This window comes from Winogradskyella haliclonae (genome assembly GCF_014635865.1).
GTDB lineage: Bacteria > Bacteroidota > Bacteroidia > Flavobacteriales > Flavobacteriaceae > Winogradskyella > Winogradskyella haliclonae.
The window spans coordinates 289303-313947 of sequence record NZ_BMDQ01000003.1 but is presented as its reverse complement, the minus strand read 5'-3'; the positions used below and the strand labels follow the sequence as shown (position 1 = coordinate 313947).

The window sequence follows — 24645 nt, the reverse complement described above, 5'->3', positions numbered from 1 at the left end:
CTCATAACTTCACGGATTGGCATTTTGCGTTTACAAATCCTAGGCAAATAAGATTTAAGATCCCTTTTTAGGTATCCATTTTACCTCATCTGCTTGTAACTCATGAGACAACTTCCGTGCCAACACAAAAAGATAGTCAGATAGTCGGTTGATATACATTAATGTTTCTGGTTGAAAAGGCTCTAAATCATTAAGATGACTTGCTAAGCGTTCGGCTCTACGGCATACGGTTCGTGCAATGTGACAGAATGACACAGTTTGATGGCCACCAGGTAATACAAAATGCGTCATTGGCGGTAATGCAGCATTCATACTATCCATATTATCTTCGAGTAGCTTTATATCTGCATCAGAAATCTTAGGAATATTTAAACGGTCTTTTCCGTTCTTTAACGTCGCTTTTTCTGGATCAGTAGCTAAAATAGCACCAACAGTAAATAGACGGTCTTGTATTTTCATCAAGACTTTTTTATGCATTGGGTCTATCGCTTGGTCTCTAATTAAACCAATATGTGAGTTAAGCTCGTCTATGGTACCATAACTTTCAATACGTATATGATGTTTAGGAACACGAGTACCGCCAAATAATGCGGTGGTACCTTTATCTCCTGTTTTAGTGTAGATTTTCATGATGTAAAGTTATAAACTTTCAATTGAAAACATTGTACCTAACTGATGAAGTTTTGAATAGAAATTTTAAAATAATGGAAGTCTCTGTATTTTGAGATGAATTTTATCTTCTTCTTTTAAACTTAGTATTTCGCTCTTTGTATTTACGTTCAGATTTTTTTGCCATGCCTTTAACAATCATATAGATTAAAACTAAAATTAGAATTGTTATCATAGTTAGAATCTAGTAATCTTAAATATTGAAATCGAAATATTTATATTGTTTATTAATTAAACGTATCACTTTCAATAATACCATCACGTAAGCGGATAACACGTTTGGCATGAGCCGCGATGTCCTCTTCGTGAGTTACCATAATTACGGTATTCCCTTTAGAGTGTATCTCATCAAAAAGCCCCATAATCTCGGTGCCTGTTTTTGAGTCTAAGTTACCTGTTGGCTCATCTGCAAGGATTATAGAGGGTCTGTTTACCAAAGCACGGCCTACAGCTACACGTTGACGTTGTCCACCAGAAAGCTGATTAGGTTTGTGGTCCATACGATCGTCAAGACCAACATCTGTTAATACTTCAGAGGCTCTATCTATTCGCTCTTTTTTTGAAGCACCCGCATATATCATTGGTAATGCAACATTATCTAAAGCCGTTGTTCTTGGTAAAAGATTAAAAGTTTGAAAAACGAAACCAATTTCAGTATTTCTAATTTCTGCCAACTCATCATCAGACATCTCACTAACATCATTTCCGTTTAATAAATAAGAACCTGCAGTAGGTGTATCTAAACAGCCTAAAAGATTCATAAGTGTAGATTTACCAGAGCCAGAAGGTCCCATAATGGCAACATACTCGCCACGTTTTATGTCTAAGTCAATACCTTTTAGTACATGAACGGTCTCTTGACCTAGTTTAAAGTCTCTGATGATGTTTCTAATTTCAATGACATTGTCACTCATATGTGTTGGTCTTTTGGCTAAATCTTTTGCAAGATAAAATAATTAAAAAGCTGTTATCTGAATAAGACGTTAAAATTAGAAGCTTGTTACAATCTGATTGTAAAATGTTGTTTTGCTTGCTCTTTTCTAAAAAAAACAAAGCCTAAATTAAAACAATCTATTGAAGCGGTAACTCTTGGATTTGAAATAATGTCATTCCAAGCTTGAGTCATGTCTTTTGACCAATAAATATCATCAAATATGAACATAGAATCGTTATGTGTTTTAGAGATGAGTACGTTAAAATACGCTAATGTGGCTTCTCTATTGTGATGTCCATCAAAGAAAATACAGTCGAAAGTTGTTTCGTCTAATTGAGTAATTGCTGATTTAAAATCTGAATTAATACATGATATATTTGAAAGTTTTAATGCTTTGAATTTGTTTTTAGAATATTGAAATGTATTTGGGCAGCCTTCAATCGTAACGATTTGATTGTTTATATTCCCAAGGGAGAGGGCTTGTGCTCCTACTCCTAAAGATGTGCCTAATTCTAGAGTATCTTTAAATTGAAAGTATTTTGAAATTCTGAATAACAATTTAGTATATTTAAAACTACTGCTGGAGTTTTTTACCATTTTAGAAACACTACGCTTATTGGCACTCATGCGTTTAGAGCCAGCTCCAAAGTCTTTTATCTCAAGGATATCTTTAGATTGTAATAGCTGTTTTCTATATGCTTTTAACTTGCCATAAGCTTCATAATGTCTTTTATCATAGAGGCATTTTGTGATAAAATCATACACAAAAGGGGAGTGCACCCCATGTTGATTGGTAGATTTTAATAAAAACGTTATGTAAGCAAGTATTTGATACATTAATTATCCTTCAAATTTTTCAGCTAATTCAAACCATCGCATTTCTTTTTCTTCGATGGTGTCTATGATAGTTTGGAGATCTTCAGATAGTTTTGCGATATCTTCTTGTGTTAAATCAGGATTCAGAAATTTGGCTTCTAGAGCTTTTTTATCTAATTCTAAAGAACGAATTTTAGATTCTAAGTTTTTGTATTCTTTCTGCTCGTTATAAGAGAGCTTATTAGCTTTATTTTGCTTGGTATTTAAGGTGTTTTCGGTTTTTTCTGATTTTGAGACTTGTTTAGGTTGACTGGTTTCATAAGCACGATAATCAGAGTAGTTTCCAGGAAAATCATCTACAATACCTTCACCTTGAAATACAAACAAATGATCCACAATTTTATCCATAAAGTAACGGTCATGAGAAACGACCAATAGACAGCCTGGGAAGTCCAACAAGAAGCTTTCTAGGACGTTAAGGGTTACTATGTCTAGGTCGTTAGTGGGCTCATCTAAAATTAAAACATTAGGATTCTGAATTAATACGGTACATAAGTACAACCGTTTTTGCTCACCGCCACTCAATTTTTCAACAAAATCATATTGCTTTTTTCGGTCGAATAAAAAACGTTCTAATAATTGTTGTGCACTTATTTGTCGCCCTTTTGCTAATGGTATATAATCGCCATAGTCTCTAACTACATCAATAACTTTTTGATTTGGTTTTGCCTTGATACCGCCTTGAGTATAATAACCAAATTTTACAGTTTCTCCAACAACGATTTTTCCTCCATCTGGTTGCAAGGATTGGGTAAGCATGTTTAGAAATGTCGATTTTCCTGTGCCATTTTTCCCAATAATCCCAATGCGTTCTCCTTTTTTAAAAGTGTAATCAAAACCATTAAGAATTACTCTGTCTTTGAAAGCTTTCGAGACATTATGAAATTCAATAATTTTACTGCCTAAACGTTCCATGCTAATTTCAAGCTGAATAACATGGTCTTTACGACGTTGATGCGCTTTCTTTTTTATTTCGAAGAAATCATCAATCCGACTTTTAGATTTTGTTGTACGCGCTTTAGGTTGACGACGCATCCAATCAAGTTCTTTCTTAAAGAGCTGTTTGGCCTTACCAACTTCGGTTAGTTCATTAGCAATACGCGCTTCTTTTTTTTCGAGGTAGTAAGAGTAATTACCTTTGTAAGTGAACATTTTACCATGATCTAATTCGATGATTTCGTTACAGACACGTTCTAAAAAGTAACGGTCATGTGTTACCATGAATAATGTTTGTTGGGTTTTGGCAAAATAATCCTCGAGCCATTCTATCATTTCTAAATCTAAATGATTGGTGGGCTCATCTAAAATGAGAATGTCAGGTTTGCTTATTAGGGCTTTTGCTAACGATAAACGTTTTTTTTGTCCTCCTGAAAGTGAATTTATCTTTGCCTTTAGGTCATTAAGTTTTAGTTGCGATAGAATTTGTTGAAACTGTGTTTCGAATTCCCAAGCATTATGCCGGTCCATGTCTTCGAAAGCTGACTGATAGGTCTCAGTATTCTCAGGGTTTTGAAGTGCTTTTTCATAAGTTTCTATAACTTTTAGAATTGGTAAATCACTTGTAAAAATGCTTTCTTCAATTGTGAGTTTGCCATTAAGATTTGGCTCTTGGTCAAGAAAAGCCAGTTTTAAACCTTTACGAACGACTATTTGGCCAGAATCAGGCGTGTCTTTACCAGATAAAATATTAAGTATTGACGTTTTTCCGCTTCCGTTTTTAGCTACAAAAGCAATCTTTTGGTCTTTGTGAATACTAAAAGAAATATTACTGAACAATTCTAGTTCACCATAAGACTTAGATATGTTTTCAACATTTAAGTAATTCAAGTTGTTCGGTTTTTTGCAAATATGGGAATTAATCCAAAAAGCAACTCAATAGTTTTGTTATTTCTAGCGTTAGATTATATTTGTGTGTAAACCTATTTTATATATGACTCGCTATTTATTGGCTATTTTATGTCTAGGCCTTTTCTTTTGTACGTCTTGTGTGCCTCAACGAAATACTATATATCTACAAGATAAAGGGAATTCTAATGATACTATTCCTAATTTAGTAGAGCAGCAAAAGCCTTATCGTGTTCAGATTAATGATATTTTAAATATTAGGATTAAAGTCCTCAATCAAGAGGATGCAACAATTTTTAACCCTACTGGTGAAGGTTCTCTAGAGGCTAGCCCTCAAGAACGTGCCTATTTTGATGGGTTTACTGTAGATTTGAGAGGTAATATTAAAATCCCTCAGCTCGAAGAATTTCAAGTATTAAATTTAACCGCTACAGAAATAGAAGATTTAATAAAGAAACGTTTATTAGAAACAGAATTTAATGAGTTTTCACAAATATTTGTAACGGTAAAACTGGCAGGTTTAAGATATACTACATTAGGAGAAATCAATAGCACAGGCTCGCAAGTTCTTTTTCAAGAACGTGCGACTATTTTAGAAGCTATTGCTAATGCAGGAGATATACCAGTGGTAGGAAATAAAAAAGCTGTTCGTATTTTAAGACAATACCCTCATGGTCAGGAGATTCATCGTTTAGATTTGACGGATATTAATGTGATGAAATCACCATATTATTACATACAACCTAATGATATTATTATTGTAGACCCTCTTGTGCAAAAATCATTGGGGACTGGAACTGATGGTATACAGACATTTACAACAATACTTAGTATTGTGACGGTAGTTACAAGTACCATTTTATTGATTGATAGACTCTAATTATGACCAATTTAGATCAAGATTTAGAATTTAATGATACAGGAGGACGTATTACCTTTGATTTTCAAGGTTTTATATTTAAAATTCTACGTAATTGGTTTTTTATTGCGTTATCTGTTGCTATTGCTTTAGGTGTCGCTCATTACATAAATGTTAGAAAGCAAAATATTTACCGTTTAAATGCCTTAGTTTCTGTAGAATCAGAACAGAATCCTTTTTTTACAGCCAATACAAGCATCTCTTTTAACTGGGGAGGTGTATCTGGGAAGTTAGGTAAAGTGATGACTACTATTGCTACTAGAAGTCATAATGAATTGGTTGTCGATTCTTTAGGGTATTATATGCAGTATTTAAAGCAAGGTAAATATCACCTTCTCGATGTGTATAAATCTTCTCCTTTCGAAGTCGACTTAGATAAAAGCCAGTATCAAGTCCTAGGTAGAAATCTTGAAGTTAAACACATTAATGACAATGAATTTAAGCTCATTTGTGATTTTGGAGAAGGAACTACTAGTGTGTTGGCTCAACGTTATTCGGATAAACATAAAATAAATATTCCTGTATCTCCAGGGGTTTTTAATCAAACTTTTACTTATGGAGTACCTGTAAACCTTCCTTTTTTTTCTGCTACAATTTATAATATAGAAAGCTTTAAGCCAAGTGAAGAGGATGAGTATTTTTTAAGATTCTCCAATTTTGACAATGTTGTTTTGAGTTATCAGAATAGTGTTTCGGTAAGTTTTTTTAAGAATAGTTCCACAGTTTTATCATTATCACAGGCAGGTGTTAATAAAGCAAAAATTGTAGATTATTTAAATGCCACTGCCGCTATTTTGAGTCAAACAGAGTTAAGAAGTAAAAATTTATACGCTACTAATACTATTAAATTTATTGATAATAGTTTAAGTGCAGTAAATGATACCCTTAAAGATGTTAATAGAGAAATGAATGACTTTAGAACATCTAAGAAAGTGTTTAACGTTAGTCAGGAGATTACTGATATTTCTGGACGTTTAAAGGAGTATGAACTTGATAGAGAGAAAGAACGTATCAAGATTAACTACTTAAGGAGTTTAGAGACGTATTTACAAGATAAATCAGATTACACAAAAATTGCAGCACCTACTTCAGTAGGTATAGATGAAAGTGGATTATTGAATAGTATTTCAAGAATCACATTTTTAGCTACTCAACGACAGAATCAGGAAAAAACCGCTCGTGAAGGCTCTATACTATTAAGACGTATAGATAGTCAGATTGATACAGAGAAGAATGTAACTTTTGAATTGATTAATGCGGCGCGAAGAGGCGTTAATTTAAAATTAGGAACGATAAGTAGCGCTATTGCTAGATTAGAAAATGAGCTAAAAAAGTTACCTAAGGATCAACAGGAGTTTCTTAAAATTCAGAGAAAACTGAGTATCAATCAGGAAACTTACAATGTATACTTGGCAAAGCGATCCGAAGCAGCAATCGTAAAAGCCGCAAATGTTTCAGATATTACGACTATAGATCCAGCTATGGATGTTGGTAATGGGCCAGTTGGTCCAAAAAAGTCTTTAAATTATATGATGGCTCTACTCATTGGAGGTATCATACCTGTGGTTATTATATTTGTATTGTTTATTCTTGATAGAAATATTCATACCGCTGAAGACGTAGAACGCTTATCGAAACTTCCAATAATTGGTCTTGTTGGTAAATACAATCATAAAAATAATTTAGTCGCCTACGAGAAGCCAAAATCTTCTGTTTCTGAGTCTTTTAGAGCTATTAGGTCTAGTTTGCAATTTATTTATAAAAACCAAAAAGATGCTGATGGTGCAAAAACATTAATGTTTACCTCTTCTATAAGTGGTGAAGGTAAAACGTTTTGTTCCATTAATACTGCAACGGTATATGCACTTTCTGGTAAAAAGACAGTTATTGTTGGTTTGGATTTGCGTAAACCGAAAATTTTTGAAGATTTTGAAGTCAAGAATGATAAAGGTGCTGTCAACTACTTAATTGATGATAGTGATTTAGAGGGCATTACACATAAAACTCATATTCCAAATTTAGATTTAATTCTATCTGGTCCAATACCACCAAACCCATCTGAACTACTTATGAGCGAGCGTATGAATGACTTGATTCAAGAGTTAAAGAAAAAATATGACATGGTTGTGTTAGATACGCCTCCATTGGGATTAGTAACTGATGCCTTAGAATTATCTCAACATGCTAATGCTACAATATTCATGGTACGCCTTAACTATACTAAAAAAGGAATGTTGGCTTTGATTAACTCTAAGGTGAGAAAAGGAGAGTTGAAAAATGTTAACCTATTACTGAATTTTTATAACCATAAAAAGGGCTATGGCTATGGCTATGGTTACGGCTATGGCTATGGTTACGGCTATGGTTCGTATGGTGATGCTTACCACGAAAATGATAAGAAAGGACTTTTAAAACGTATTAAAAAAATAATAAACCTCAAATCTTAGTTTTATTCTGTTAATTGGCTGCTTATAACTTATTTTAGTTTCATTTTATCAGGTTGTAATTATTGTTATATTAGCTAAACCCTAAATTAACTTTTACTTGAAATCCCACCAAGACGACAACTGGTTATATACTATTTCTGCCAAGCGTAAGCTTGTAGATTTTAATCTTAAAGAAATATGGCAGTACAGAGATTTGTTAGTCCTATTTGTTAAGAGAGATATTGTTACTGTATACAAACAAACAGTTCTAGGACCATTATGGTATTTAATTCAACCACTATTTACGGCATTAACGTTTACACTAATATTTAATAAGGTTGCTAACATTGAAACAGGTACAGTGCCTCCATTTTTATTTAATTTGGCTGGTGTTTCTGTTTGGAATTATTTTAAAAGCTGTTTGACAGCCACGTCTTCAACTTTTAATAGTAATGCGGGTATTTATAGTAAAGTCTATTTTCCCCGTGTCATCTCACCATTATCTGTTGTTATTTCTAATCTTATAAAGTTTGCGATTCAACTATCAATTTTTGTTGGATTTTATGTGTACTACTATATGAATGGAGCAGGTATAGCTATCGATAAAAGTGTAGTATTTTTTCCTGTGCTAATTTTATTTATGGCTTTACTAAGCCTCGGATTGGGGATGATTATTTCTTCAATGGTGACTAAATACAGAGATTTAAAATATTTACTCAATTTTGGGATACAATTGCTCATGTATATATCAGCAGTCATGTATCCTTTAGATTTGATGCGTGAAAAGTTACCAAGATTTGCATGGCTAGTAGAGTACAACCCGATAGCTTATTTTATTGAAGCTGCAAGATATATGTTATTATCCTCAGGTAGTATATCTATAACAGGAATTGGTTTTTCTGTTGTTTTTACGATTGCCATACTTGCAGTTGGTCTTATAATTTTCAACAGAACAGAGAAAAGCTTTATCGATACCGTTTAGGAGTTATGGAAAAAACGAATGTCATACTAAAAGTTGAAGATATAAGTAAACAATACCGTTTGGGAGTTGTTGGTACAGGGACCATAGGTGATGATTTAAAACGATGGTGGTATAAGGTTAGAGGAAAAGAAGATCCATTTTTAAAGGTAGGAGATGTTAATGATAGATCTCAGAAAAGTGAAAGTGATTATGTTTGGGCTATTAAAGACATTAACTTTCAAGTTAGGCAAGGTGAAGTTCTTGGGATAATTGGAAAAAATGGCGCAGGAAAATCTACATTGCTTAAAATATTATCTCGTGTCACAGCACCTACAACAGGAGAAATAAAAACGAAAGGACGAATCGCATCTTTGCTTGAGGTTGGTACAGGGTTTCATCACGAATTAACAGGTCGAGAAAATATCTATCTCAATGGTGCAATTTTAGGAATGACTAAAGCTGAGATTACTGAAAAAATAGATGAAATTATCTCTTTTTCAGGATGTGAGCGTTATATAGATACACCAGTAAAGCGTTACAGTAGTGGTATGACTGTACGTTTGGCTTTTGCGGTAGCTGCATTTTTAGAACCAGATATTTTAGTCATTGATGAGGTTCTTGCGGTTGGCGATGCAGAATTTCAAAGAAAAGCTGTTGGTAAAATGCAAGATATTAGTAAAGGTGAAGGTCGCACAGTTTTGTTTGTAAGCCATAACATGACTGCTGTAAAAGGCTTATGTACCAGAGCTATTGTATTAGAGCATGGAAATATAGCATTTGAAGGCGCTACTAATGATGCAGTAGATTTCTATTTGTCGAATTCTAATGACTTATTGAGTTCCGAAGTCACAATTAATGAGGAAAAAGATGGTTTTACTGTTGAGTCTTTAAAAATATCAAATAATGGTGTTGATGGAAGTTTCAATATTTATGAAGATTTGATGTTTGACATTTTAATTGATTGTAAGAAAGAACAGAATTTAATAAATATCAATATTTTTCTTAATTCAATTGATGCAATAACAATCTTTGCGACGTGTTCAGAACAAGAAAAACAAGAAACAGGTAAATATATCTATCAATGTATTATCCCTAAGGGCACATTAAATAATATTATGTACAATATTGATATTATGGTTGTAGAGAATGGAGAGAAAGCGTTATTAAATTTAAAAAATGTTACGACGATTGAAGGTAACGAAGAGGATAGAGACGGTGCTTGGTTAGGTAAATACCCAGGATTACTTAGGCCACAAAATTTTCAATGGAAAAAAATTAAATTATAATGTCTAAACTAAAAGAATCATTACAAAATAAAGTCCAAGCTTCTTTAAACAATAATTATGGTATTGAAAACTATAGTGAATATAGATTTGGAAAATTTTCACCCCAACCACTTAGCCTTAAAAATGAACTAAAAAGGCTAGTAAAGAAAATTTTGAATTATACACCCGATAAGCAAATCATTGTTAATAAGGTAGATAAGTATATTGCTGGTTTTTCCGAAGACTTAGAAAATTTATACAATAACATAAATGATAAAGATAAAGAACTTTTAGTTAGCTTACTTGCTTATAGGCTTTTAGGGTATAAAAAAGTAAAGCTTCCCAGGAATAATGCGCACTATTGGAAAGCCATTGAAAAAGCAAAATCAATAGCCGACCCTAATGATACTTATGATCCTAATTTTATACATTTTATTCTAAACAGATTTGATTTAAAACCAATAGGTTATGACATTAGTTTTTATTTTAGTATTACAGGTGTAGTTATGGATTATATCATAGAACAGTATGCTTACTCTATAGATAATAAAAAACTTGTGTCAGTAGAAAAAGATGATATTGTTTTAGATCTTGGCGCGTGTTGGGGAGATACAGCATTATATTTTGCGCATCATTGTGGTGATAATGGTAAAGTATATTCATTTGAGTTCATTCCTGGTAATATTAAACTATTTCATAAAAACTTAGCACTAAACCCAAAACTTGCTTCTCGAATAAATTTGGTTGAACATCCAGTGTCAAATGTGTCAAATGATAAAATTTATTTTAAGGATAGAGGACCTGGAAGTCAAGTCAAGTTTGAGCCTTTTGATGATCAAACTGGCATAACGCACACCGTTTCTATAGATGACTTTGTTACCACAAATAATATTGAAAGGGTAGATTTTATTAAAATGGATATAGAAGGCGCTGAGCCGCTAGCCTTAGAAGGCGCAATAAATACAATAAAAAAACACAGGCCTAAACTGGCTATAGCAATATATCATAGTTTAAGTGACTTCGCTAAGATTCCTAACTGGATATTAAATTTGGATTTAGATTATGAAATATTTATAGATCATTTTACCATTCATGCAGAAGAAACGATATGTTTCGCTAAACCAAGATAACACAGAAAGTGATTAACGTAACCAAAACATTTTTGCCACCTCAGGATGAGTATCAAGCGATTCTTAAAAAAGCTTGGGATACCGGTTGGATGACTAATCGCGGTGTTTTGGTAAAAGCGTTAGAGAAACAGGTAAAATCGTATCTAAAAACGCCTAATATTATTTGTATGACCAATGGTACTTTGCCAATACAAATAGCTATAAAAGCCTTAAAACTTCAAGGCGAAATTATTACAACTCCATTTAGCTATGTGGCGACAACATCAAGTATCGTATGGGAAGGTTGTACCCCCGTTTTTGTAGATATTCATCCAGACTATTTAACCATTGATGAGACAAAAATTGAAGCAGCCATAACCAATAAAACGTCAGCTATTTTGGCAACCCAAGTTTTTGGTAATCCCTGTGATATTGAGGCTATAGAAGCTATTGCAAAAAGGCATAATCTTAAAGTTATATACGATGCAGCTCATTGCTTTGGAGTAAATTATAAGAATAAAAGTGTTTTTGAATTTGGAGATGTCAGTACTTGTAGTTTTCATGCAACAAAACTGTTTCATACTGGCGAAGGTGGAGCCTTATTCTGTAATCCTAATCTTTACGACCTTATGTACCAGCATCATAATTTTGGGCATGATGGACCAGAAGCTTTTCATGGTATCGGAATTAATGCCAAGATGAGTGAACCACAAGCGGCCATGGGTTTATCAGTTTTGCCTTATATGTCAGATATTTTAGAAGAAAGAAAACGTGTAGTAGAAACATATTTACATCTATTACCTGGTCTAAAAACCATCAAAATAAGAGCGCATACAGAATGGAATTATAGTTATTTTCCTGTAATTTTTAATTCTGAAGAAGAGGTTTTAAGAGTCATGAAAAGGCTTAATGAAGAAGCCATATATCCAAGGCGTTATTTCTACCCTAGTTTAAATACGCTACCTTATGTGCATGATACTGAGATGCCTATATCTGAACAAATTGCAAAATGTGTTTTATGCTTACCGCTATACCATGGGCTTGCAGAAGCAGATATCATAAAAATATGTAATCTTATAAAAGCTAGTGTATGTTAATAATAGGTGCTAAAGGATTGGCTAAAGAACTCCTCGAAGTTTGTAAGCTTAGTAATAAGCTTAAGAGCTTAGTTTTTTATGATAATATAAATACGAATGACAATTTTCTTTATGATGAATTTCCAATTCTTAATGATGATGCCTCTGTAATAAATTATTTCAAAACTATAGATAAACGTTTTGTTTTAGGTTTTGGAGATATAATACATCGCGTAAAGCTAGCTGAACAATTTATCAATTTAGGTGGAGAGTTCACAAGTTTATTGAGCCCTGAAGCCAATATTAGTACTTTTGATGTCAGTATTGGTGAAGGTGTAGTAATCATGCCTGGAGCTGTAGTTTCTAATGGTGTTTCTATTGGAAAAGGATGTTTGGTCTATTTTAATGCAAGTATTACTCACGATGTTAGCATCGGAAGTCATAGTATTATTTCTCCCGGAGCAACATTACTGGGACGTTGTAAAATAGGAAATCAATGTTTTGTTGGGGCAAACGCCACTATTTTACCGGACATTGTCATCGGAGACAATGTAGTTATTGGTGCAGGAGCTGTTGTTACAAAGAACATTGAGAATAATACTAAAGTGGCTGGAATTCCAGCAAGAGATTTATAATACAAGGATGTGGAGATAGAAAACCCTATGATTAGTGTTTGCATGATTACTTATAATCATGAATCCTTTATTAATGAAGCTATTAAAGGTGTTTTTAATCAACAGGTAGATTTCGACGTTGAGTTTGTGATATCAAATGATTGCTCAACAGATGATACGCATATTATTATAGAGAAGCTTATTGCTTCTAATACAAAAAAAAATATTAGAGTTTCTTATTTTAATCAAGAATCAAATTTAGGAGTAATGCCTAATTTTGTGTTTGCATTACAACAATGCTCAGGTAAGTACATCGCTATTTGTGAAGGTGATGATTATTGGACAGACCCTCTAAAGCTTCAAAAGCAGGTTGATTTTTTAGAAAATAATCCAGAGTTTGTTGTCACTTATCACAACGCCAAAGTGTTGCAAAACGATAGAATTTCTAAAACAAATTTAATTCCTGAGGGACGTTGTGAAGATTTCTCTAAAGACCAAATTAAAAAAGGCGTATGGATGCCAACCCTTACCAGATGTTTTAAAAATACAATACATTTACCAGAGGAGTTTATTAAAGTTAATTATGGCGACTTTTTTTTAAACTGTATTTATGCGGAATATGGGAAAGCAAAGTATTTAGATTTTGTAGGCGCAGTTTATAGAAAGCATGATGGAGGTGTACACTCTTCAATAACACAAATAAAGAATAATCTTAACCTGATACATGATTTTAAAATTATATCGCGTTATTATTTCAATCAAAATGAAAAAGAACTGTCCAAATATTATAAAAATAGAGTGAAAAAAGAACGTAACTCATTGTTGAAAACTATTATTAAAACTAGAGATCTTAAGTCTTTAGGAAAGTTTTTTGGATCCTATGTCTAGTCAATTGATAAGTAAATTAAAACATAAAGTAGTAATTGTACTTAGGCTATTAGGTCTTAAGTCAAAACTTAAAAAATGGCCAGTTCTAAGCCTAGAAGAAACCAATAGAATTAAAAGCTCTGTCAGAATTATTGATACCAAAACAACACTAAATACCATTCGCGAAGCCATTGAGAAAGAAAAGAAAGGTGCTTATTTAAGATTTGGTGATGGTGATATAAATTTAATGTATGGCATTAATGATATTTATCAGCAAAAAGATAAGTCTCTTAGTAAAGAAATGAAGCAAGCTTTTTTGCTGAGTCATGGAGCAATTCATAAGTCTTTACCAATACACTCTAAACAGTTTGGTTTTGAAGATGGCATGAATAGTAAAAAGCATTTACTTCCAGATGATTTGGCGTTAAAATATATATCTGCTACACATGAGTTTTTTGTGAATGAAAAAGTGTATAGCCCGGTAGCTTTGCATCATTTGGCCATCTATGATACCAATTATTGTATAAGTTTTTTAAAATTTTTAAAATCCAAGAACCCAATATTTGTTGGAAATAAGGACATTTCACCAAATATTATTAATAAATTGTTTGGGAAGGATACCGTTGGTTCACCGTCTATAAATGCTTTTACTGAAATTGACCGAATTGAAGCTGACTTAGAAGCAATTTTAAAAGCGAATATAAATGCGTTTAGAGTAGTGGTAATTGCTATGGGTTGTTCTGGACGTGTGTTGCAAAAACGTATTATTAAAAAAGATTATAATGTCTATTTATTTGATTTCGGAAGCCTTTTGGATGCCTTTAATGGTAATCAAACCCGAAGTTGGATTAAGGATGCGTCAATAGAAAATTTACAAAATATTTTAAATGAGCTTTAATAAATCATACATAGGTCTGAGGCCAGATATATTGGCTTTAGTAAGCGGTAAAGATTTGTCAGTTTTGGATGTGGGTTGTGCAAATGGCGTTAATGGTGCTTACTTACTAGACCATAAAATTGCAAGTCAAGTTGTGGGTATAGAATTAGATGATGCCATGGCTAAGGAAGCTAAAAATCATTATCAAGAAGTATTTGTTGGCAATCTTGATGACAAAGAGTTTATAGAAAAAATAAGTTCTTACGATAGAATGTATGACTTGATTATTCTTGGCGATGTTTTAGAACATCTCAAAGATTCTAAAAAGACGCTAATGAGTTTGTTAACTTTGCTTAAGCAAGACGGTAGAGTTATATTTTCTCTGCCTAATGTTCAACATATTGATGTTTTAAAGCATATTTTCATTAAAGGAATTTTTCCAAGAAATGATAGAGGTATCTTTGATAAAACACATTTGCAATGGTTTACCTTAAAGAATATTGAAATACTAATGGATGCGTCTAATCTAAAGCCTATAACTATAAAAAGAAACTTTAGATTTAGAGATGCTATTGGGTCAAAATTTCCATTTTATGGAAAGATATTAAAGAAGATATTTCCTAACTTATATACGTTTCAGTATGTAGTTTTATGTGAGAAAAATGCTTGAAAACGTATACATAGTTATAGCGACATATAATGGTGAAAAATGGATAAAAACTTGTTTACAATCATGTAAGGGCTATACTGTCATTGTCGTAGATAATAATTCTACTGATGCAACCGTGAGTCTTATAAAACAAAATTTTCCTGAAGTAATACTTATAGAAGAATCTAATAATCATGGCTTTGGGAAGGCAAATAATATTGGAATTCGATTTGCATTAGATAAAGGCGCATCGCATGTCTTTTTACTCAATCAAGACGCTTATTTATGTGATGATGTTCTTGAAGTATTGGTGAAATTACAATCTAAATCTCCAGAATACGGAATTTTAAGCCCCATACATTTAAGCTCAGAAAAGAGAGGAATAGATGCAAAATTTATGGATTATGTATCTTATAAGAATTGTGCAAACCTTCACTCAGATTTATTTTTAAATAAACCTTTAAAAGCTATTTATGATGTTGCATTTGTAAATGCGGCTGCATGGCTTATCTCAAGAAGCTGTTTAGAAACTGTAGGTGGTTTTGATCCTTTATTTTATCATTATGGAGAAGATGATAATTACTGTCAACGATTAAGCTATCATGGTTATAAGCTTGGTATGGTACCAAATACGTATATCATTCATGATAGAGAAAACATAGATCATCATAAAGTTGAAAAATTTAGTGAAGCGTATTTTAAGAACAAATTAAAAGGGTATAAAATAGATTTTGCTAATGTAAATCGTGTAGATACCTTATTGAGAATAGAGGCACAAAAGAAATTACTTCAAAAGACTATTCTAAAGATGATGGTGTTTTTAAAGCTATCAAAAGCTCACAATTGGTTGAGAGAGCTGCGAGAATTGAAAAATATTGAACAAGATATATTTTCAAGTATTAAAAAAAATAAAACTAAAGGAACTCATTATTTATAGATTCAAAATTTGATATGTCCTTAGTTTCCATAATAATACCAACTTATAATCGTGCTCATCTTATCACGGAAACTCTAGATTCTATAAAATCTCAAACTCACACGTATTGGGAGTGTATTATTGTGGATGATAACTCAACAGATAACACGAAAGAAGTTATAGAAAACTATTCTAAAAACGATGCACGCTTTATTTATGCAAAACGGCCACAACATATGCCTAAAGGCGCCAATGCATGCAGAAATTATGGGTTTCAATTAAGTAAGGGTGATTTTATTAATTGGTTTGATAGTGATGATATTATGCATGAAAATAAGCTGTCTGTGCAATTAAAATCTCTCGAGTTTAATACAGAATCTCCATATAGCATTTGTCAATCGAATTGGTTTGATAAGGAATCGAATAAAGATTTAGGACTACGCTCAAGAACTATAGATTCCAAAAATAGACTCGAAGATTATTGCTTATATAATATTGTTTGGTTAACTACAGCACCTTTGTGGAGGAAAGGTTTTTTAGAAAAATATAATTTAAAATTTGATGAAGAACTGCATCAATCTCAAGAGTACGACTTTCATACTAAAGCATTATACATATCTGATAAGTATACTATTGTTAAAGAACCTTTATTGACTCTGATTAAGCATAATGAAGCAATATCAAATAATATTTTTCAAGATTTTAAAATTGAATCTAACTTAAAAGTTAAAGGGAATGTTACTAAAGATTATCTTCCCAACTTTACAGCCTCAGGAAAATTAAAGTGGTTAGAAATATTAACGCTCTATTACAAAGAGCTTCTAATTCGAGGGAAAAAAGAATATGCTAAAAAGAGTATTCCTTTAATTTTTAGATCTGTTGAAGAAGTTGAAATTTCATTTATCAGTAGACTGTCCTTTAAGCTGAAAATTATATTAACCTATATGTCTTTTGTTTTTTTTGGTAAAGGCTATAAATTAGTAAAACCATTAACCTAAGAGTAGATGCCTACGATAACCAAAATAACTAAACTAGAGCATTACTTAAAGCATCACTTCAAGACGTTGTATCATCAGTTGTTTAATAAAACAATTAGAAAACAGATTCGCGATATCAAGTCTATTCCTATAATAATTAATAATTTTAACCAACTGTTTTATCTCAAGCTACTCATCGAAAGTTTACAAGAAAGAGGCTACTCAAATATTGTTATTATTGATAATAATTCAACATACAAACCATTGTTAGACTATTATAATACTATTGAAACTGAGATTAAAGTTCATAGATTGGTTAGCAATAGTGGACACTTATCTTTTTGGAAACATAAAGAGTTAGTAGACAAATACACTAAGGGTTATTATGTGCTTACTGACCCAGATATTGTGCCTTTATCTGAATGCCCGGATGATTTTTTAAAAACCATGCTTAAACTTTTAGATAAAGCCTATGACCGAACAAAAGTTGGTTTTTCTTTAAAGTTGGATGACATACCTATACATAATCCACAGATGGAAAAAATTAAAAATTGGGAAAAGCAATTTTGGGCTACAAAGATCCATCCTCAAGCCTATAAAGCAGAGATAGATACAACTTTTGCGTTATATAGGCCAGATTATAAATACCAACGTAAAAACTTTACAAAAGCTTGGCGCACAGATTACCCTTTACAGGCTATTCACGGTGGTTGGTATATCAATCCTGCCAACCTTTCAGAAGAACAACTATATTATCAGAAAACGGCAAATGCATCTGCGTCTTGGTTATTGGAAGAAGATGGCGAATTAAAAAGCGATTTGCATCAAAAAACATATACAGATGAAAACAAATAATGTGCCATTGGTTTCCATTTGTATTCCTACCTATAACGGTGAAACTTATATTGAGGAATGTCTTAATTCGGCCTTATCTCAAACATACAAAAACATAGAATTAATAATTTCTGATGATGCTTCAAGTGATCGGACATTAGCACTTATCAATAGGTTAAAAGAGAACACAGAAATTCCGATTCATATTTTTCATCATGCGCCTAAAGGCATAGGTGCCAATTGGAACAACTGCATTAAGAATTCTAACGGACAATATATTAAGTTCCTTTTCCAGGATGATGTATTGGCTCCAGACTGTGTTGAGAAACTCGTAAATGTGATGTTTTCTGAAAGTAACATAGCTTTGGTATATGCAAAACGCCATTTCATCCATACAGAACACAGCGAATCTATTTTAGAGTTCAAAAACGTATATGGTAATCTTCATGAAAATTGGTCAAATCTAAAGATTAAAGAAGGTGTTATTGAAGGTAAAACCTATTTGAAGGACAGAAATTTTTTAAATGCACCAAAAAATAAAATAGGAGAACCAACAAGTGTTCTTATTGACAAAGCGTGTTTTGATAAAGTTGGTTATTTTAATGAGGAATTAAAGCAAGCTTTAGATTGTGAGTTTTGGAGCCGTTTAATGCCTTTTTATAACATTGGTTTTGTAGATGCGTATTTAAGTTCGTTTAGATTGCATGCAGCACAAGCATCAGCTGTTAATAAGTCTGAAAAAATTAATGAAACAGAAGTTTTATATAAGATGTATTACGATACCTTGTTGCCTTATTTGCATAAAGAATGCCGACAAAAACTGCAAAAGAGATTTCACCCTATACTATCAAGATTAGTAAAACTAAAAGCGAGATTTAGCTAAAATGAGTGCACCTTTGGTCAGCATATTATTACCAGTTTATAATGGCGAAAAAACCTTAAAGGCTACCATTGAGAGTTTACGCGATCAAACCTTTACAGATTTTGAGATTATTATTGGTATTGATGGCACAAAGGATAAATCTAAAGCAATTGCCCTAGCTTTTGATGACTCAAGAATTAAGGTTATTGAGCATCCTCAAAATTTAGGATTGGCTAATAATTTGAATGCAATCATTAAGCATGCATCTCCAAATAGTTTATATTTTGCAATGGCGGAGCAAGATGATATTTATGTACCAGAACGTCTTGAGTGGCAAGTTGAGGTGATGAAAAACGATAAAGATGTTGGTCTTGTTTCTGGTATAGTAGAATATACAGGAGTAAAAAAGAATTTGTTATTTCCAGGCCTACTGCTCCGTAGTGAGCAATTTCCACAAGGGAAAGCACTTTTTAAATACTTGTATGTTAACCAACTTAAGGTTGTAAACACCTGTATGTTATGGCAAAAGGCAATACATTTAGAAAACGATTTAAAATTTAAAAATACGTATGGTAATTTTAATGTAGATTGGGATTATGTATTACGATTCAGTCTTATTTCGAAAATTCATGGATTACCAAAAAAACTGGTAACTATGAACAGGATTATTGCTAACGATTCTGTTACAGCAAATGCTCAAGGTCAGCAACATGCTTCAAAACAGTTGCTCAAAGATTTTAAAAATGAATTTTCAGACATAGTAACTGCCCAAGATTATAAAAATGCCATGAAAGTGCAGCATAAGATAGAATTGGGAAGTTATTCAAAAGTGAAAATTGTCGTTATGTCTATAGTTTATTTTTTGAAGTATAAAGACAGCTATTTTATGAGTTATTTGTGTAAAAAAATAAAATCACTTTTAAGTAAAGCATAGTGCAATCAAATAGAAATCCAGTTGTTAGTATCTGCATGATTACCTATAATCATGAAGCTTATATAGCTCAAGCTATTCTGTCAGTTATTGAGCAAAAAACTGATTTTAATTTTGAGCTGGTAATATCTAATGATTGTTCTACCGATAGTACAAATACTGTTATAGAAACTGTAATCAAGCAGAATACAAATAGTAGATTAAGCATTCGATATTATAACCAATCTTCTAATCTAGGTATGATGCCTAATTTTATATTTACTCTCGATAGCTGTACTGGCAAATACGTAGCATTATTAGAAGGAGATGATTTTTGGACTGACCCATTAAAACTTCAAAAGCAAGTCGATTTTTTAGGAAAAAATAAAGATTGTTCTTTTTGTTTTCATAAAGCTTATCTCGTTTCAGAAACTGGTGAAATTACATCAGATACACATATTTATCCTGAAGATATAAAAGCAAACACACTTAATGCGTCTAAATATTTAGCATTAAATAGCTCAGCAACATGTAGCTTAATGTATAGAAGTATAGAGATAAAATCCATTAAAAGAATGCATCATTCTCATGGAGATTTTATGTTGTATTGCGAATTATTGCATCACGGTAAGGCTGGTTTTTTAGATAGTGTTATGAGTGCTTACCGAAAGCATGATTTTGGAGTTTCTAATAAATTGAATTCTGAAGCTTACATGCGAAATAGAATTAATGAATTAAAAACGGAACTCAATTATTTTAAATCTAAGGCAGTTGTAGATGGTATAAGAAAAAAATATTTACTTAAGTTGTTTAAGTTTTTAAAACTGCATGGTCATAAAATTTCTGATTCAGAAAAAAAAGAAATTCTAAATCAATTACGTAAATCGAAATTATATTATAATTTGAAGTTTAAGAATTTGTTTAAGAGACTATTGAGGAAAATGAAGATACATTAAATGACTATGCGAAGTTTAATCTAGAAACCAGTTAAAATTGAAATTAGTACTTTTTTTCGAGCACTTCCCAGCATTTAACCAATCCTACATTGCAGACATGGTTGAGTTATTGGCAAAAGACACATCTGTTGATTTAGAAATTAATGGTTTAAAAGAAAGCGATTATAAGTCAACAGTTAAAGTACAATTAACGCCAAACTATTTCCAAAAACGTTTGTACGAACGTTTTTATGGAATGATTTCTAAGGCATATAATGGCTTATCATATTTGGAAATAAAATGGCTTCAAAACAAAGTAAATATTGTACATCTACATCATTCATTTTTGTTTAAGTATTTCAATGGAATTTCTAAGTTAAATGCTATTAATAGACCAAAGTTAATAGTAACACTTAGGGGTAGTGATACCTACTTAAGACCTTGGTACGATAAGCGATGGGTGGATTTTTATAAAAATAGCTCAGATAGAATAGATGCTTTTGTAGTTATGAGTCAGCATCAGAAAAATTACCTTCAGAAATGGGGCGTTTCCGAGGCTATAATTGAAGTCATTCCTGCGTCAATAAAAAAAAGTAATCATTCGCCAAGGCAGTTAGATGGTGATATCATTAAAATTGTATCGTCTTTTAGGATGACGTGGGAAAAAAACATAGAAGGTAACTTGAGGGTGATTAAGTATTTGGTTGACAAAGGCTATAATGTGAGTTATGATGTTTATGGAAAAGGTCACGATATAGGTGAAGTTTATTTTATGGTAGACAAATATGGTTTGCATGACATTGTCAATATAAAAGGCAAAGTTGAGAATGATGAATATCTTAAACAACTCAAAACTTATGATTTTTACTTACAGTTAAGTAAGTCTGAGTCATTATCTATAAGCACAATAGAAGCCCAATCTTTTGGCTTGCCTGCGATTATATCTGACGCTGGAGGCATGCCAGAGACCATATTGGATGAGAAATCTGGTTATGCTGTTCCGTTTTATGAAAGTGATTTAGCTACTAAGAAGATAGAACGTCTTATAAATAATAAGGTATTATACCAGCAATTTTCAGAAGCAGCAATTGCTAATGTAAAACATAAATTCACCAATCTGACAGAAGCAGAATCTTATATTAATTTGTATAAAAAACTTACTGAAAATGCATAAGGTTTCAGTAATCATACCAACATATAATAACCCAAAGCAATTGGAGCGTTCTGTGAAGTCTGTAATTGCCCAAACATATTCTAATATTGAGGTTATTGTAGTTAATGACGGCTCAGATGTGGGTTATGAGACCGTCAAATCTAGATTCAAAGAGAATAATTCTATTCGGTTTTTTGACAAAGAAAATGAAGGTCCAGGTTTAGCAAGGCAATTGGGTTTGGAGAAATCTAACGGAAAGTATATTCAATATTTAGATGCTGGAGACGAATTGTTACCAGATAAATTAGAACAACAAGTTAAAGTTCTTGATGAAAACCCTACTGTAATAATGACATATGGCTTGAGTATGATTGATGGTAATCCAAAGAAAACACACCGTCCAAAATTGAATAGAAATCAGTTTGATGATTTACTTAAAAATGTGCTTGAAGTTAGAAAATGGCATACATCGGCACCTTTGTGGAATTATCAAAGCGGGAAATACTGGTCAAGTTTATTTAATGGAGAAGATGTATTTCATGATTTTGAAGTTGCTATAAATAATAGAGGTAAAGTCCATTTTGAAGATGTCATTAGGGTTAATCTTGTTTTTGATAATCCAGATGGTGGATTATCAAATGCTAGTGGTTTGAAAAAGAATCATTCTCGCTTTGTTAACGATTGTTTAGATTTAAATTTAGGCATGCAATCTCGACTCAAAGAAAGAGGTCTACTAAAACAAAAAAGATATGCTAATCCGCTTGCAGAACGTATGTTTCATGCTGCAATGCGTGTCAATCTTACGGGTTACAAAAAAGAGAGCCTAGATTTGGTAAAAGCTTCAAAAAAAACAACCAAATCACTCGTAAAACATTTTGAACTTTTAATTTTACAATTAGTCATACAATTACCTTTTAAAAACCGAAGACCAATATTTCAATTTATGTACAAAGTAAGACGTAAATTGCTGAGCCCAAATATCCATCAGTATAGATACATTTAATGTCCGATAATAAACTCACAACACAATCCTACTGGGAAACGTATTATAAGGCCAAACATACAGATAAAGCCCACATAGTTAATGTATGTTCGTTTTATGCATCCTTTTGGGATACGCTTATTTCAGAAAAAAACTCAGGTAAAACCCTAATAGAAATTGGAGGTTACCCAGGGCGTTATTTAGCATATCTTGCCTCAGAATATGGTGTTAAGCCAACGTGCCTGGATTATAATTCTAACATTTCTCAAATTGAAGATGCTTTCAAAACCATGGAAGTCAAGGATTATGAGATTATTAGAGCTGACTTTACAAAGCACCAATCAGAACAATTATACGATTATGTTGTTTCAAATGGTTTTATAGAGCATTTTGAAAACTATGATGAGATTTTAGATTTGCATTGCAAGTATCTAAAGCCAGGAGGAAAGCTATTAATTATGATTCCTAATAAAAGATATTTAAGAAAGATTTATGGTTATTTATGCGATTATGAAAATTTAAAAATTCATAATCTTAAATGTATGAAGCTAAGTGTTTTTAACAAGTTTGCTAATAGAAATAAACTAAAGGTAAATACTTTACAATATTATGGAGGATTCCCTTTTGCAGTACATCAAAAATTGAATTTCTTTCAGAAGGTCATTCATAAAGGCATGCGTTTTATCTTTAAAGGACGTGTTAATAATTATCTAATTAAACATCCGTCAAAGTATTTAAGCGCAACCATAATTGGAGTTTTCGAAAAACCTGAATCTTGAAAAAACAACTTAAAATAGCAATCTTCTCTGGCAATATTCCTAGTACGTCTTTTATAGAACGTCTCATCAATGGAGTCGCAGAACATCACAAGGTTTTTTTATTTGGTATTCAGAAAAAGAGTGTAAAGTATTCTTCAAAAAACATTAGAGTTTACGCTACGCCAAATTCTAAGTGGGTTAATGTTTTAGTCACTTCATTTAGGATATTGCATTTGTTTTTTAAGCAACCTAAAGCTCTATTTAGATTATTAGAAGAAGTTAAATCAGAAAAAATACGCTATTCAAGATTTATAAAACTTTCGCGATGCTTACCTATTTTATTGCATAAACCAGATATTTTGCACTTACAATGGGCAAAAGATATTGCTGCTTATGGATTCTTAAAGACCAGATTTAACATACCATTAGTAGTGAGTTTTAGAGGTGCTCATATCAATTACACACCAGTAGTAGAGCCTAAGTTTGCATCTGTTTATAAAGAGCTATTTCCTTGTGTTGATGCTTTTCATGGCGTATCACATACCATCGTAAAAAAAGCGTCGCAATACGATGATATTCTTAGTCGCAGTATTGTTATCTACTCACCAACACCAAGATTCTTTTTTAATACCTATAAGCCTTATCAGAAACCTAAGCGTAAGCTTATACGTGTAGTGTCTGTGGGTCGAAATCATTGGAAAAAAGGTTACCAATACGCTATTGATGCCTTGCATCAATTAAGAGTAAAGGGTTTTGATGTGCAGTATACTTTGATTGGACCAGAAAGACCTACAGAGGCCTTGCTTTTTCAAATGCACCAGCTTAATGTCTTAGAGGCAATATCTTTTAAGAGTCAATTGACTCAACAAGAACTATTAGAGGCTTTACAGCATCAAGATGTCTTGCTTTTGCCAAGCTTAGGAGAAGGTATTGCTAATGTTGTTTTAGAAGCTATGGCTGTTGGATTACCCGTGATTTCTACAGACTGTGGAGGCATGGCTGAGGTTGTAAAACATAAAGAAACTGGTTGGCTAGTACCAATGCGAGATGCAAAAGCTATTGAAGCAGCTATAATTGATTTTGATAACACACCTGAAGATAAACTGAAATCTATGGTTTCCAATGCACATGAGTTTGTAAAACGTGAATTTGATTATGCTAATAATATTAAAAAATTCATAGAACTCTATAACACAGTTGTTAAATAAAAACTGTTAACAATGTACAAGAG

Annotated in this window: 24 protein-coding genes; 20 read left to right on the top strand and 4 right to left on the bottom strand. The window is 32.3% G+C overall.

What is annotated here, in order from left to right:
* Window positions 1–54 precede the first annotated feature (54 nt).
* From IEV10_RS11950 to IEV10_RS11935, 4 genes are all read right to left on the bottom strand, one after another.
* Window positions 55–630 carry a cob(I)yrinic acid a,c-diamide adenosyltransferase gene (locus IEV10_RS11950; RefSeq protein ID WP_188374960.1) on the bottom strand — a complete coding sequence of 192 codons (576 nt, stop codon included), beginning with the start codon at window positions 628–630 and terminating at the stop codon, window positions 55–57.
* Window positions 631–896: 266 nt separating this feature from the next.
* On the bottom strand, window positions 897–1583 hold the full coding sequence (locus IEV10_RS11945) for an ABC transporter ATP-binding protein (RefSeq protein ID WP_188374959.1): 687 nt from the start codon (window positions 1581–1583) through the stop codon (window positions 897–899).
* Between the two features lie 86 nt (window positions 1584–1669).
* Complete coding sequence (locus IEV10_RS11940; protein WP_188374958.1) at window positions 1670–2440, bottom strand: O-methyltransferase; 771 nt, start codon at window positions 2438–2440, stop codon at window positions 1670–1672.
* Window positions 2441–2443: 3 nt separating this feature from the next.
* Window positions 2444–4306, bottom strand: a complete 1863-nt coding sequence (locus IEV10_RS11935) for an ABC-F family ATP-binding cassette domain-containing protein (protein ID WP_188374957.1) — start codon at window positions 4304–4306, stop codon at window positions 2444–2446.
* A gap of 103 nt (window positions 4307–4409) precedes the next feature.
* Between IEV10_RS11935 and IEV10_RS11930 the strand changes: the two genes are divergently transcribed.
* The 20 genes from IEV10_RS11930 to IEV10_RS11835 all read left to right on the top strand — a co-directional run bounded on the left by IEV10_RS11930 (window position 4410) and on the right by IEV10_RS11835 (window position 24622).
* Window positions 4410–5204 carry a polysaccharide biosynthesis/export family protein gene (locus tag IEV10_RS11930; protein WP_188374956.1) on the top strand — a complete coding sequence of 265 codons (795 nt, stop codon included), beginning with the start codon at window positions 4410–4412 and terminating at the stop codon, window positions 5202–5204.
* A gap of 2 nt (window positions 5205–5206) precedes the next feature.
* Window positions 5207–7690, top strand: a complete 2484-nt coding sequence (locus IEV10_RS11925; RefSeq protein ID WP_188374955.1) for an exopolysaccharide transport family protein — start codon at window positions 5207–5209, stop codon at window positions 7688–7690.
* 97 nt (window positions 7691–7787) lie between these two features.
* Window positions 7788–8651, top strand: coding sequence for an ABC transporter permease (locus tag IEV10_RS11920; protein WP_188374954.1), 864 nt, complete (start codon window positions 7788–7790; stop codon window positions 8649–8651).
* Window positions 8652–8656: 5 nt separating this feature from the next.
* A complete protein-coding gene (locus tag IEV10_RS11915; protein WP_188374953.1) occupies window positions 8657–9916 on the top strand; it encodes an ABC transporter ATP-binding protein in 1260 nt (419 codons plus the stop codon).
* Complete coding sequence (locus IEV10_RS11910; RefSeq protein WP_188374952.1) at window positions 9916–11025, top strand: FkbM family methyltransferase; 1110 nt, start codon at window positions 9916–9918, stop codon at window positions 11023–11025. Before IEV10_RS11915 ends, IEV10_RS11910 begins: the two co-directional genes overlap by 1 nt.
* Window positions 11026–11033: 8 nt before the next feature.
* A complete protein-coding gene (locus IEV10_RS11905; protein ID WP_188374951.1) occupies window positions 11034–12101 on the top strand; it encodes a DegT/DnrJ/EryC1/StrS family aminotransferase in 1068 nt (355 codons plus the stop codon).
* Window positions 12095–12715 (top strand): acetyltransferase, encoded by a 621-nt coding sequence (locus tag IEV10_RS11900; RefSeq protein WP_188374950.1) that lies wholly within the window; start codon window positions 12095–12097, stop codon window positions 12713–12715. Before IEV10_RS11905 ends, IEV10_RS11900 begins: the two co-directional genes overlap by 7 nt.
* 9 nt (window positions 12716–12724) lie before the next feature.
* On the top strand, window positions 12725–13582 hold the full coding sequence (locus IEV10_RS11895) for a glycosyltransferase family 2 protein (RefSeq protein WP_188374949.1): 858 nt from the start codon (window positions 12725–12727) through the stop codon (window positions 13580–13582).
* Window positions 13575–14459 carry a GT-D fold domain-containing glycosyltransferase gene (locus IEV10_RS11890; protein WP_188374948.1) on the top strand — a complete coding sequence of 295 codons (885 nt, stop codon included), beginning with the start codon at window positions 13575–13577 and terminating at the stop codon, window positions 14457–14459. Before IEV10_RS11895 ends, IEV10_RS11890 begins: the two co-directional genes overlap by 8 nt.
* On the top strand, window positions 14449–15108 hold the full coding sequence (locus IEV10_RS11885; RefSeq protein WP_188374947.1) for a class I SAM-dependent methyltransferase: 660 nt from the start codon (window positions 14449–14451) through the stop codon (window positions 15106–15108). The genes IEV10_RS11890 and IEV10_RS11885 overlap by 11 nt, the downstream gene beginning before the upstream one ends.
* A complete protein-coding gene (locus tag IEV10_RS11880; RefSeq protein ID WP_188374946.1) occupies window positions 15101–16024 on the top strand; it encodes a glycosyltransferase family 2 protein in 924 nt (307 codons plus the stop codon). The genes IEV10_RS11885 and IEV10_RS11880 overlap by 8 nt, the downstream gene beginning before the upstream one ends.
* A gap of 14 nt (window positions 16025–16038) precedes the next feature.
* Complete coding sequence (locus IEV10_RS11875) at window positions 16039–17001, top strand: glycosyltransferase family 2 protein (RefSeq protein ID WP_188374945.1); 963 nt, start codon at window positions 16039–16041, stop codon at window positions 16999–17001.
* A gap of 6 nt (window positions 17002–17007) precedes the next feature.
* The gene (locus IEV10_RS11870) at window positions 17008–17835 is read left to right on the top strand and encodes a glycosyltransferase family protein (RefSeq protein ID WP_188374944.1); all 828 of its coding nucleotides are present in this window, start codon (window positions 17008–17010) and stop codon (window positions 17833–17835) included.
* Window positions 17822–18697: a glycosyltransferase family 2 protein gene (locus IEV10_RS11865; protein ID WP_188374943.1), complete on the top strand. Its 876-nt coding sequence runs from the start codon at window positions 17822–17824 to the stop codon at window positions 18695–18697. The genes IEV10_RS11870 and IEV10_RS11865 overlap by 14 nt, the downstream gene beginning before the upstream one ends.
* Window position 18698: 1 nt before the next feature.
* A complete protein-coding gene (locus IEV10_RS11860) occupies window positions 18699–19610 on the top strand; it encodes a glycosyltransferase family 2 protein (protein ID WP_188374942.1) in 912 nt (303 codons plus the stop codon).
* Window positions 19610–20542, top strand: a complete 933-nt coding sequence (locus IEV10_RS11855; RefSeq protein ID WP_188374941.1) for a glycosyltransferase — start codon at window positions 19610–19612, stop codon at window positions 20540–20542. Before IEV10_RS11860 ends, IEV10_RS11855 begins: the two co-directional genes overlap by 1 nt.
* 37 nt (window positions 20543–20579) lie before the next feature.
* Window positions 20580–21695 carry a glycosyltransferase family 4 protein gene (locus IEV10_RS11850; RefSeq protein WP_188374940.1) on the top strand — a complete coding sequence of 372 codons (1116 nt, stop codon included), beginning with the start codon at window positions 20580–20582 and terminating at the stop codon, window positions 21693–21695.
* Window positions 21688–22677, top strand: coding sequence for a glycosyltransferase family 2 protein (locus IEV10_RS11845; RefSeq protein ID WP_188374939.1), 990 nt, complete (start codon window positions 21688–21690; stop codon window positions 22675–22677). The genes IEV10_RS11850 and IEV10_RS11845 overlap by 8 nt, the downstream gene beginning before the upstream one ends.
* Complete coding sequence (locus tag IEV10_RS11840; protein WP_188374938.1) at window positions 22677–23435, top strand: SAM-dependent methyltransferase; 759 nt, start codon at window positions 22677–22679, stop codon at window positions 23433–23435. The genes IEV10_RS11845 and IEV10_RS11840 overlap by 1 nt, the downstream gene beginning before the upstream one ends.
* The gene (locus IEV10_RS11835) at window positions 23432–24622 is read left to right on the top strand and encodes a glycosyltransferase family 4 protein (RefSeq protein ID WP_188374937.1); all 1191 of its coding nucleotides are present in this window, start codon (window positions 23432–23434) and stop codon (window positions 24620–24622) included. The genes IEV10_RS11840 and IEV10_RS11835 overlap by 4 nt, the downstream gene beginning before the upstream one ends.
* The last annotated feature ends 23 nt before the right edge of the window (window positions 24623–24645 follow it).

What these genes read in the sequence shown, in the direction of transcription:
- IEV10_RS11950 (WP_188374960.1), bottom strand. Translation starts at nt 630, where the DNA reads ATGAAAATCTACACTAAAACAGGAGATAAAGGTACCACCGCATTATTT.
- IEV10_RS11945 (WP_188374959.1), bottom strand. Translation starts at nt 1,583, where the DNA reads ATGAGTGACAATGTCATTGAAATTAGAAACATCATCAGAGACTTTAAA.
- IEV10_RS11940 (WP_188374958.1), bottom strand. Translation starts at nt 2,440, where the DNA reads ATGTATCAAATACTTGCTTACATAACGTTTTTATTAAAATCTACCAAT.
- IEV10_RS11930 (WP_188374956.1), top strand. Translation starts at nt 4,410, where the DNA reads ATGACTCGCTATTTATTGGCTATTTTATGTCTAGGCCTTTTCTTTTGT.
- IEV10_RS11925 (WP_188374955.1), top strand. Translation starts at nt 5,207, where the DNA reads ATGACCAATTTAGATCAAGATTTAGAATTTAATGATACAGGAGGACGT.
- IEV10_RS11915 (WP_188374953.1), top strand. Translation starts at nt 8,657, where the DNA reads ATGGAAAAAACGAATGTCATACTAAAAGTTGAAGATATAAGTAAACAA.
- IEV10_RS11910 (WP_188374952.1), top strand. Translation starts at nt 9,916, where the DNA reads ATGTCTAAACTAAAAGAATCATTACAAAATAAAGTCCAAGCTTCTTTA.
- IEV10_RS11900 (WP_188374950.1), top strand. Translation starts at nt 12,095, where the DNA reads ATGTTAATAATAGGTGCTAAAGGATTGGCTAAAGAACTCCTCGAAGTT.
- IEV10_RS11890 (WP_188374948.1), top strand. Translation starts at nt 13,575, where the DNA reads ATGTCTAGTCAATTGATAAGTAAATTAAAACATAAAGTAGTAATTGTA.
- IEV10_RS11885 (WP_188374947.1), top strand. Translation starts at nt 14,449, where the DNA reads ATGAGCTTTAATAAATCATACATAGGTCTGAGGCCAGATATATTGGCT.
- IEV10_RS11880 (WP_188374946.1), top strand. Translation starts at nt 15,101, where the DNA reads ATGCTTGAAAACGTATACATAGTTATAGCGACATATAATGGTGAAAAA.
- IEV10_RS11875 (WP_188374945.1), top strand. Translation starts at nt 16,039, where the DNA reads ATGTCCTTAGTTTCCATAATAATACCAACTTATAATCGTGCTCATCTT.
- IEV10_RS11870 (WP_188374944.1), top strand. Translation starts at nt 17,008, where the DNA reads ATGCCTACGATAACCAAAATAACTAAACTAGAGCATTACTTAAAGCAT.
- IEV10_RS11865 (WP_188374943.1), top strand. Translation starts at nt 17,822, where the DNA reads ATGAAAACAAATAATGTGCCATTGGTTTCCATTTGTATTCCTACCTAT.
- IEV10_RS11860 (WP_188374942.1), top strand. Translation starts at nt 18,699, where the DNA reads ATGAGTGCACCTTTGGTCAGCATATTATTACCAGTTTATAATGGCGAA.
- IEV10_RS11845 (WP_188374939.1), top strand. Translation starts at nt 21,688, where the DNA reads ATGCATAAGGTTTCAGTAATCATACCAACATATAATAACCCAAAGCAA.
- IEV10_RS11840 (WP_188374938.1), top strand. Translation starts at nt 22,677, where the DNA reads ATGTCCGATAATAAACTCACAACACAATCCTACTGGGAAACGTATTAT.